Source organism: Mesorhizobium sp. M7A.F.Ca.MR.148.00.0.0, assembly GCF_003997735.1.
Taxonomy (GTDB): Bacteria; Pseudomonadota; Alphaproteobacteria; order Rhizobiales; family Rhizobiaceae; genus Mesorhizobium.
In genome coordinates this window covers 2,947-13,285 of record NZ_RZTB01000139.1, presented here as the reverse complement: position 1 = coordinate 13,285, position 10,339 = coordinate 2,947, and the positions used below count along the sequence as shown (strand labels likewise).

The 10,339-nt window shown below is 62.3% G+C and carries 9 protein-coding genes; 3 read left to right on the top strand and 6 right to left on the bottom strand.

Annotation, left to right across the window (positions count from 1 at the left end):
• Positions 1–104: 104 nt before the first annotated feature.
• From EOB49_RS29710 to EOB49_RS29695, 4 genes are all read right to left on the bottom strand, one after another.
• Complete coding sequence (locus tag EOB49_RS29710) at positions 105–635, bottom strand: dihydrofolate reductase family protein (protein ID WP_127383067.1); 531 nt, start codon at positions 633–635, stop codon at positions 105–107.
• Between the two features lie 95 nt (positions 636–730).
• The gene (locus EOB49_RS29705; protein WP_127383066.1) at positions 731–1,363 is read right to left on the bottom strand and encodes a hypothetical protein; all 633 of its coding nucleotides are present in this window, start codon (positions 1,361–1,363) and stop codon (positions 731–733) included.
• Between the two features lie 18 nt (positions 1,364–1,381).
• Positions 1,382–3,004: an FAD-binding oxidoreductase gene (locus tag EOB49_RS29700; RefSeq protein ID WP_127383065.1), complete on the bottom strand. Its 1,623-nt coding sequence runs from the start codon at positions 3,002–3,004 to the stop codon at positions 1,382–1,384.
• A gap of 221 nt (positions 3,005–3,225) precedes the next feature.
• A complete protein-coding gene (locus EOB49_RS29695) occupies positions 3,226–3,468 on the bottom strand; it encodes a DUF1344 domain-containing protein (protein ID WP_027039358.1) in 243 nt (80 codons plus the stop codon).
• A gap of 193 nt (positions 3,469–3,661) precedes the next feature.
• On the opposite strand from EOB49_RS29695, the gene EOB49_RS29690 reads away from it, so the two are divergent.
• Positions 3,662–4,405, top strand: a complete 744-nt coding sequence (locus EOB49_RS29690) for a DUF2314 domain-containing protein (protein ID WP_245472881.1) — start codon at positions 3,662–3,664, stop codon at positions 4,403–4,405.
• Between the two features lie 17 nt (positions 4,406–4,422).
• Here EOB49_RS29690 and EOB49_RS29685 read toward each other — a convergent pair whose 3' ends face one another.
• Both EOB49_RS29685 and EOB49_RS29680 read right to left on the bottom strand, forming a co-directional pair.
• Positions 4,423–5,373, bottom strand: a complete 951-nt coding sequence (locus EOB49_RS29685) for a hypothetical protein (protein ID WP_245472880.1) — start codon at positions 5,371–5,373, stop codon at positions 4,423–4,425.
• 356 nt (positions 5,374–5,729) lie between these two features.
• On the bottom strand, positions 5,730–6,758 hold the full coding sequence (locus EOB49_RS29680; RefSeq protein ID WP_127383063.1) for a CapA family protein: 1,029 nt from the start codon (positions 6,756–6,758) through the stop codon (positions 5,730–5,732).
• Between the two features lie 107 nt (positions 6,759–6,865).
• On the opposite strand from EOB49_RS29680, the gene EOB49_RS29675 reads away from it, so the two are divergent.
• The gene (locus tag EOB49_RS29675) at positions 6,866–8,131 is read left to right on the top strand and encodes a hypothetical protein (RefSeq protein ID WP_127383062.1); all 1,266 of its coding nucleotides are present in this window, start codon (positions 6,866–6,868) and stop codon (positions 8,129–8,131) included.
• Between the two features lie 435 nt (positions 8,132–8,566).
• Entirely contained in the window at positions 8,567–10,189 is a 1,623-nt protein-coding gene (locus tag EOB49_RS29670) for a DUF2778 domain-containing protein (RefSeq protein WP_127383061.1), read from the top strand.
• Positions 10,190–10,339 lie beyond the last annotated feature (150 nt).

Below are 10,339 nucleotides of genomic sequence, written 5' to 3'. Positions count from 1 at the left end.
GCGCCGCTTCGGCAACCGCCGACGCCGCGAAACGCTCCGTGAACTGGCTGGCCGGATTGATGCCGAAGGGGCTTTAGGCCCGCCGGCGTTTGACGACCGCGTGATCAGGAAGGCACATAGGTCAACCTGATCACGTCGTCGCCTATCGGATCGCTGGCCACGAAGCGAAGCGGTGGCCGGGGGCCGGCGAAGAATGGCTTACCCTGACCAAGCACGAACGGGTGGAAATAGAGTTGGTACGCATCGATAAGACCAAGGTCGGTCAGGCTTCGCGCCAGGTCCGGTCCGGAAACTGAAATCTCCCCGACGAGCTCAGCCTTAAGCCTACCTATCACCGCCTCGACGTCGTCCGCGACAAGTGTGGCGTTGGGGCCGACCGACTTCAGCGAGCGCGACACAACCCATTTCGGTTGGTTCCGCCACGCCGCCGCGAATTCGTGCGCCTCCGCGCTCCACTCAGGATGGTCTTCGTCCCAATAGCGCATGACCTCGTACATGCCGCGACCGTACACACTGCCGCTCAAATTGCGCACTTGCTCCATCCAGTGACGAAAGATTTTCGGGCCTGACGGCATTTTCTGGTGGTCGACGTAACCGTCGAGGGACTGGTTCATTCTGAAAATGAGCTTCGCCATGCTGCAGGATCTCCACATCCGGATCGTTAGAATAACTTGAGCCGCCGTTACGCAAAAGTGTGGATCCCAACCGAAAATCCAAACCGGGCACGACCCTAGTCCCGCTGCAACTTGACTTTCAGGCTCTGCCAGAACTTGTCGACCAGCGGCTTTTCGGTCGCTGCATCCTCACCGGCAATGCGGGTGATGAACAGCAGCCCCCGATCGGCAACGCCGAAGCCGACGATCTCGAAATCGGCGGTGTCGGTGCGTGTCTTCACCTCGGCGTGGATGCCGGTCAATTCCTTGCCGTCGGCGAGTTTGCGCGTGGTCGGCTCCTGCGTCAGCGTGGCGCCGGCCTGCACCGATTCCTTGGTCATCTCCTGCAGCATCAGCTGGTTAAGCGACACCGGATTCATCGCGCCATATTCCTGCACCACGACGATCGTGCCGAGAGCCGACGCCATCAGATACTGCGTGATATCATCGCCGAGGTCGGTCTTGGTCACCGAAATGTTGCTGGGGTGAACGAAGGAGAAAACGCTGCCGGAAAAGGTGGCGAAGTCGTTGCGTTCGAGCGTCACCTTGCTCCGCTTGCCGCCAGGCAGGGTCACGTCTGCGCTCTCGCCGGGATCGATATCGACCGTCACGCCGTCGATGGTCAGCTTGAAGGCCTTGAGATCCTCGGCTCCGGCAGGGCCAGCGCACAGCGCGATGAGGATGAGTGCCGCAGCTGATACCTTGCGCATGGGTTGTTCTCCTGCTTTTTATGCCACCCCGCTCAGCGCCTTGATGGCACGGTAGAAGGTCGAGGAAAACAGTTCTGTCGGGTCATACTGCCGCTTCGCCGCCAGGAAGGCCGGCAGTTCGGGATAGGAGGCCAGCAGCTCCCTGGCCGTGTAATGCAGCTGGTAGGGCAGGAAGAACCGGCCGCCATGCTTGATCGTCGCGTCGATCAGCGCCCGGGTCAGCGCCCGCATCCTGGCATTGCCGTCGGCATCGGTCGGCTGGTTGATGTAGAGCACCAGCGAATAGGCCGGCTCCGGCGCGTAGGTCAGCGCCACATCCTCCTTGTGGACGATGCGCACCGAAGCATTGAGCACCGGCAGCGTCTGGTTGCGCAGGATCTCGCGCGCTTCCGCGATGAATTCGACATAGGCGGCACGTGGAATAAAATATTCGTGCAGGATGTCGGTTTCTTCCATCCGATCGTTGAAGAGATAGGGGACCGAATCGTGCATCGGGTTGTTGCGGGTGACGAGACAAGCCTCGCCCTCGGCCATGGCTGAGGTGCGCGCCACCGTGCAGCTTTCGAATTTCGGCTCCAGCGTCTTTTCGGTGAACCACTTCAACTCCTGGAACAGGCTGCCCCATTTCGCCAGGTTGATGATCACCCGCTTCAACCCGACCGAACCCGGCTCGCCGATCTCAGGCTGATCCGCCGGCGGCTGCTCCGCCACCTTGTCGTAACGGTAGACGATCATGTCCTCGAGGAAATTGCCGGGCGCCGTCGACAGATGGCCGTAGAACAGGCCGATCTCCTTGTTCGGCTCCAGCACCTCGGCGAAGAATTTCGGAAAATCGTCCGATCTGATGATTTCGCGCGAGGTCCGGTAGACGACGTTGTCGACGATATCGAGCGTCGCCTCCAGCACCACGCCGAACAGGCCGTAGCCGCCGACGACGTGGCGGAATAGCTCGGTGTTCTCGGTGGGCGAGCAGGTCGTCACCGAGCCGTCAGCCAGCATCACTCGCATCGAGCGGATCGAGCCCGCCACCGAGCCTGCCTGGTGGTCCATTCCGTGCGCATTGACCGACAGCGAGCCGCCGACCGAGAAGATGTCGGTTGATTGCATGGCCTTCACCGCAAAGTGCGGATGCAGAAGGTTCTGGATGTCGTGCCAGCACGCGCCCGGCTGCAAGGTCATGGTCTTCGCCGCAGCATCCACGGTCACCTTGTTGAACTTTCTGAGGTCGAGCACCAGCGCGTTGTCGTCGAAGGCATGCCCGCCCATCGAATGGCGGATGGCGGCCAGTGAGACTTTCAGGCCATTGGCATGCGCGAAGGCCAGCGCCTTGGCGATGTGCTCGTCCTCGCTGACCTCGACGACGCCGTAGACCGGCGTCCTCGACAGGCCGCTGGCATCGTTGATGTCGCCGCCTTTTGCCGACCAGGGCAGCGACGCATCGAAGGCCGGCGCATTGTCCGGCAGCTTCAGAGGCAGCGGGAAGCCGTCTATATCGGCTATCCGTCCTGCGTTCTTTGGGCCCGAAGGCCCGCGCGCCAGCCGCGCCACCGTGTTGCCGCCCCACAGCATCGCGCCGCCGACGACAGCCGCACCCAGCAGCAGTCGCCGCGACAGGCGAAACCCTTTTTGTTCGTCGGCCATGAATATCCCCCGTTGGCCAAGGGATAGCGCGGCTTTTTGGCAAAAACCATAGCGATGCCGCCGGACAGCGTTCCGCCGGCCGTCCCTGGGGTCCAGCCGGAAGACCTTATCCAGATAGCCCGGCATCGAGAGGCGACGGATGAAAATGGCCGATCCTCGTAGGGACCGGCCATGAGAGTGGAACAGGGTTTGAAAGTTCGGTCAGCAGGTCCGCTGGCGCCTTACGAAGCCTTCTTGATCGACGTCACGATACCGGTCTTGTCATCGACGGTCACTGCTACCTTGGCGCCGACCTTCAATTTGCCGACCGCCGCTTCCGGCGATAGCTGGTAGATCTTGCCGTCGTCGAGCGTGATCGACTTGGTCGTCGGGTCGACGGCCTGGATGGTGCCCTGAACGGTCGCGGCATAGGCGGTGCCTAGGAAGGCGAGCAGAGCGGCGGTGGTTGCGAGGGTCTTCTTCATGGTAAGCACTCCGTGCTGTTTCACTTTCCGGACCGCCGCCTTGGGAAACGACAGCACCGGACGGCCTGAAACTGGAACGGAAAGCGCTCCCTCCGCAAATCACGTTGGGTGAATTTTCGCAAACAATATCATAGGCTTAATTCCGACACATTGTCTGCGGCCAAGATCATTTCAGGCCGCTTCGGCTCCCCCAATGGCGCACTTCTGTCCACGAAAAGAGTCGTTTAACCTAGATGTGGCGGGCGGTTTCGATCACGGCGCGGCCGCCGCAATCCGCCTCGGGCGGCATCACGAAACAGACTGCCGACCGGTCTTCGGTACACATTTTGTTTCATGGATCAGTTCAAAACCGCCACTCCAAAGCGGATCAAAACTCGCGCTCCGGTTGCAAATCGGGAACGGATGCAGGATGGTGCGTCGTTACGATGAAGGGGGGCCTTCCGTGAAGCTTGCAGTCCGGGCCATGATATCCCTGATGCTCGCGCTTGCTCCGGGATCGGCCGGCGCACAAGGCGCGGATTCGGGCGACGACAAAACGGTTATGTTTGCCAGGGACGATCCCGACATGGCGGTAGCGACTGCGAAGGCGCATGCCAGCTTGGATGAGTTCCTGGCCCTGGCCGAAGCACCGCCCTCGGGCACGGACAGGTTCAAATTGAAGGTCGAGGTGCGCGATGGGAATGTCCGCGAGCACTTCTGGGTCATCCCGTTCCGCCGCACGGAAACCGGCTTCGTCGGCATATTGGCAAACCAGCCGGAGGCAGTGCGCAATGTCGTCCTCGGCCAGACTATAGAATTCACCAGGGACGATGTTTCCGACTGGGGATACAGACGCGACGGGCGGCAAGTCGGCAGCTTCACCGTCTGTGTGATGTTCAAGAGAATGTCGAAGGATGAAGCGGACTATATGCGTGACAACTCCGGTTACGATTGTTGATCGTATGCTCGGCCGGACTAGCTTGCCTCGTCCCTCCCGCCGATCTTTCGCACCAGCGCCGCCGTCGCCAGCATCGCGCCCATGTCCGATATCATCGGCGCGACATGCCTGCTGTAGTCGAGCGGCACCGAAATATCCGGCAGTTCGAAGAAGTTCCTCGTCTGCGGCAGCAGCAGGAACCCATCGCTGCCATTGAGCGCGACACGGGCCGGATCGTCGGGCCAGGTTTCGCCAAGCCATTTCAGCGCCTGCGCCAGCCGGCCGCTCACCAGTGGCTGTGCCGCTCCGAGATTGTCGGTGCGGAACTCGTAGGCGGCATCGAGCAAAGCATCGCCACTGGACAGCTCCTGCAGCTTGCTGGCGAATATGCCGCGAAAGAAGCTGATGACCGCGTTGGTCCGGCGCGTCGCCACCAATATGCCGGGGAACGGCGCGATGGTCTCGAAGGCGACGATGACGCCCTGGAAGGCGGTCGACGAGCCCTTGCCCGACCCTTCCCGCAGATGCGCCTCGTAGAGTTCGAACGGAAACCCTTCGTAGCGGCCCGCGACGATGTCGTCGAACGCCTGGCGGTTGAACGGACCAACCGCCGTGCGCGGCAACCGGTCGAAGGAATTCGGCGTCACGCTGTGCTGGTAGCGCATGTCGGCGATGAAGCCGAAGATGATCGGCAGCAGCGTCTCGCGGAACGATTGCTGCAGCCGCGTCGCCGGTTTCCTGGCCTGGAAATAGAGCAGGATCGAAGCCGCGAAGCCGATCACATAGAGAAATACATGCGGCGTCGAGACCCATTGCTCGTTGGGGTCGGCGACCTTGTTGAACAGCCACGCGACCAGCACCACGGCCACCAGCACCAGCCCCACGAACACCGGCACCCGCCAGCGCACCTGCCGGACCGCCGAAGCCCTCGCCGCTTCATAGGCCTCGATGTCTTTCCGGATGCCGGCGATGACCGTTTCGCTCGGCATGAAATCCGCTGTTTCCACCGCTACCCCCGCAAGCCTCGACAAGTTCATGATAGCTGGTTTTGTTCGATGTATCGACTGCAGTGCCTCTTCAACAAATGTCCACGCCTGATTACCACGTGGTTCCCCCAATCCGTCGCTGCTTCGCAGCGCCACCTTCCCCCCCTCCGGAGGGAAAGGAAAGGAGCGTTGCTGGACGAGCGCTGACGGCAAAAAGCTTGGCGCTTTCCTCTACCCCGTCGATCGGGGGAGAGGTGGCTCGGCGAAGCCGAGACGGAGTGGGGGTCGACCAGCGCAGCAAAAGACAAATGCATGCGCCAGCCATGGACCCCATAGGCAACGTCTCGTCGCTTGCAGCACTAAGGAAAGACCGCTTTCAGTCGCCCCTCGACCTTGTCACGCACTCGGCCCTCCAATGCCTCCACCACCACCAGCCGCTCACGGTCGCCAGCGCGCAGGCGCATGAAGTGATGCAGCCGGTAAGACGCGATCGTCCCGCGCGTGCCGGCATCGGCACTGACATCGACAAGGAGGATAGACCCGATGCGACCCGGCCATGGCTGGCGCGCAAAGGCGGTGCCGAGGAAATCGCCGAGCCCATAAGCGACGATCGTCCCGTCGATCTTTTCCACCGGTTGAACGACATGGGCGTGATGGCCGGCGATCAGTCCGACGCCCTGCCCGGCCAGCCGCCTGGCCAGAACTCGCGTCTCGGCACGCGGAAAATGCCGGAACTCCCAGTCCCAATGCGGCACGGCGCAGAGAAGGTCTAAGCCATCGCGCGGCCAGCCGGCCGGATCGCTGTCCATCGAAACGCGCCCCGCAAACAGTTTTTCATCGGCGTTGCGCCACAGCGTGAAGGCGGCAAAGCCTACATTGAGCGATCCAACCTGCACCGGCACAACCGGACCGTCGGCGGCCAGGCCGATCGTGCGGATGCCGAGCCGCAGCAGCGCCGCGATTGTCTCGTCGAAACCGGCGATGCCCTGATCCAGCACATGGTTGTTGGCCAGCGACAGCACGAGCTTCTCTCGCGCAATACCAACCGCCGCCAACGCCTCGGCCAGAAACAACTCGCTCATCGCATGATGCGTGCCGAGCCTTGTGCCCAGCGCAGCGCTTGGTCTATCCACCACAGGGCTTTCGCAATTGCCGATCACCAGATCGGCCGCGCCGAGCAGCGCCTTGATCGCCGGATCGCAGTCCGGCGCACCGCGATTGGCCACCGCCGAGATGTCGCCGACGAACGCCAGCCGCACCGTCTGCCTTGGCGCTGAATCGATCAGCGTTTCCGCAATGGGCGAAAAGTCTTGCGCGTCGCCGGCCAGCGATGGCTTGAGAAAACGCGGCAGCCAGGACAGCTTGTAGGAAAGCGGATAGTTCGACACGCGATGCCCAATTGTTTGCCCTGTGTAAACCGTCCTCGCGGCGGGTTGAAGCGCAGCGTTGCAAATGGTGTATATTTGCGCGGCGCGACAAATATTGGGGGGAAAAGATGACACGACTGGCAGGCCTGCTGACATCCGCTTTCATTTTGCTCCTGCCGCTGTCTTCCTCGTCGGCGGCAATGCCCGAAGCGGCCACCCGACTGTTCGAGGCGAAGAGCGTGGCCGCGCGCGACACTGCCCTGTCGGTACTTGAGGCCGCCGCGCCAAAAGACCCGGCATCCGCCTATGCGGCCGGGGCGGGCGAGTTCTTCACCGCACTGGAGATCCTGGCCACCGGCCTGCACCGTCATGGTTTCGAAAGCCCGCAATCCTTCATGCTGCCGCTGATGCGGTTGCCGGTGCCCGATAATCCCAATCCCGAGCCGCTGACTTACGAGCAGTTCCGCGCCATCCTGGTCGGCTTCCGCGACCGGCTGGAGAAATCCGCCGCCACGTTTGCGTCGGTGCCGCCCGATGCCGATATCGGCATGGTCATAGATCTCACCCGCGCGGGCATCGACCTCAACGAGGACGGCACCATCGCGCCGGACGAGAGCATGGCGGCGATCATTGCCGCGTTGTCACGGGGCGGCATTACATCGGACGATGCCGTTCCCACGCTCACCTTCCGTTTCGACCGCGCCGACGGATACTGGCTGCAGGGCTATGCCGAGTTCCTGATGGCCCAAGCCGATTTCTGGCTGGCGCATGATTTCAGGAGCACCTTCGACGGCTCGTTCCATATGCTGTTCCCGCGCGCCAAGCTGCCGTTGCAGAATATTCTGGTGCCGCCGGCCGGCGACATGGGCTCGAGCATCTTCTCGTCGGAATGGCGCATCGCCGATTTCATCTCGATGGTGCATCTCGTCAACTGGCCGGTGATCGAGCCGGAGCGCCGTCAAGCAGCGCGCCGCCATTTGCTGGAAATGATCCGGCTGTCGCGTGAGGACTGGAAGGCGATCCGTGCCGAGACCGACAATGACCGCGAATGGCTGCCTGGACCGCAGCAGAAGGGCGAGAACCCACTCACCGGCCTCGAAGTCGGCGAGGAGCAGGTTCAGGCCTGGCTCGCCGCCTTGACCATGGCCGAGGATCTCCTGGAAGGCCGCAAGCTGCTGCCGCATTTCCGCGTCACCGCCAGCACTGGCCTAGGCATCAACATGAAGCGCTTCTTCGATGACCCGAAAAACTTCGATCTGGTGCTGTCGATCAGCGGCCCGGCCATCGCGCCCTACCTCGAAAGCGGCGAACTCGTGACCAGCGACGATTTCGACCAGATCCAGCGCCAGTTCGGCGGCGGCGGGTTTTTGACGTTTGCGCTCTGGTTCAACTGAGGACGGGCTGCTTCAGGCCCTTCCGCAGGGGAAATCTTGGCAAGACCGGCAACATTTTTACTGGAAGCAGGCGCCTTTCCCAGGCGATGTCTGCTGGCAGTCACTCACTGCAGATGCCGCGCGAAGGCGCTTCGCAAAAATTAGCAGCGGCTGTTTTGCTTGACTCGGCCGCCAAAAACAGGCAGCAAAACCAGGTCGGAAGGGCGACAACACCACTTTCCTGGCCGTGGACGAAGCCAAATTTGGCCCAAATCCACATCTCGTCGTTGGTTTTGAGAGGAATTGATTAACCAACTTTGTCCATATTTTGAAGCAATCGGCAACCAACTACAGACGCGGCAAACGCGTCGGGGACCACCTGGGATCACTCACAGAATGGTCGTCGCGGCTCTCAAGGCCACGTACGGGGAAACCGGTTGAAGCGAGATTGGTTGCATGGCGTTGTTGAGTACACACAAAAAAAACCGGGGACAGCATGAGGGCGGCGAGTTCGTCGATGCTCCGCGTTCCTCTTCCTTCAACGCTGGCCGGGTGGCCCGCTGGGTCGCGCTGCCTTGCGTCAGCACTGCCATCGGCCTTTGGTTGATCGGCACCATGGCCGGCCTCAGTTCCGTCGGCGCCTCGCTGTCGGCGACTTCGGTTGGCCTGCCCCAGACGCTGTCCATGCCGGGATCGCTCGCACTTACCGATCCGCTGAAACAGCACTTCTTGAAAGCCCCCTTCGTGCTGGCCAACGCCAATGGCGGCACTCAGGCCCTGCATGATCATTCGGTGCAGTGCGGTGCCAGCTGTTTCAAGCTGGCCAGGGTAAGCTCGCAGGCGGAAAAATCCGAACGCCTTGTAGCGCAGGCAAAGCCGATGCCTGCCCCTGCGAAGTCGAAGGCGCAGGAGCGCTTCGAACGCATGGAAGCGTCGCTTTCGCCGATGAAGCTGGCCGCTGCCTTTGCCGACGCCGGAAAGCCTGCCGCCACTGCCAACACGCGCCCGGTGATCTCCACCGTCGCACCGCGAATTGCCGAGGCGTCGCTAGTGCCGTCCGTCCAGGTGACGGCCAGCCTGTCCGATAACATGCCAGTTCCGGCAGCCGAACGTTTCGCCCGGCTGGATACCGGCTCGGTGGTCGTGCAGACCGCACCGTTGCCGATGGGCTTTGCCCAATCCGATACACCGGACAATTCGCAGTTGGCACTTGCCCTCGTGCAGTCGCTGCCGGCCGACGACGAGGCGTTCGCCTCACCGCTGCCGATCGAGGAATCGTCAGCCGATGTCGCGGTGTCACCCGTCGAAACCCAGCAGGACCAACCCGGCGATGCCGCCTCGCTGCCGGACGCGCTGACCGACGACGTGCCGTTGCCGACCCGCCGCCCGCAATTCGACCCGCCGCAGCCCAAAATCGTCCAGCAGGAGCCTAAGTCCGTCCAGCAGCCCAAATCTGTTCAGCAGCCCAAGCCCGTCCAGCAGCCGAAGCAGGCACGCGAGACGGTCCAGCAGGCTCAGCCGGCAAAACCGACGCGGCAAGGCCGGCCGGCCGACGGCGGTGACGTTTTGGCCTATGCCAAGCCCGACACGCCTTCGGGCGGCCTTGGCAAGGCGTTCAGGAACCTGTTCAACTCGCCGGGATCCAGAAGCGGAGCCGGAAATGGCGTCGCCGTCTACGATATCAGCGCCGGCACCGTCTACATGCCTGACGGCTCGAAGCTCGAGGCGCATTCTGGCATCGGCGCCATGACGGACCAGCCGCGCTATGCCAACCAGAAGAACCGCGGGCCGACACCGCCCAACACCTATAATCTGTCGCTGCGCGAGTCGCGCTTTCATGGTGTGGAGGCCTTGCGCCTGACGCCGGTCGATGGCCGCAACAAATACAATCGCGACGGGTTTCTGGCCCATACGTATCTGCTTCGGGGCCGCTACGGCCAGTCGAGCGGCTGCGTCGCCTTCAAGGATTATGCGCGCTTCCTCGCTGCCTACAAGAAGGGCAAAATCAAACGCCTCGTCGTGGTGCCGCGCCTGAACGGGTCGGCTACGCAGGTCGCATCAGCCGCCAGGGGCGTGTAGCGACAAGAGGCTTGCGGGCGCACCTTCCCGCCTGCTCCTGACAGCCTGCTGTCAGGAGCAGCGCTGTCCGGCACGCCTCTCCCCGCCGCGCTCTTTCCATTTTGGCCAGGAAATCCCATATTCGGGACATGGCCAAATCTCCCGATCCGA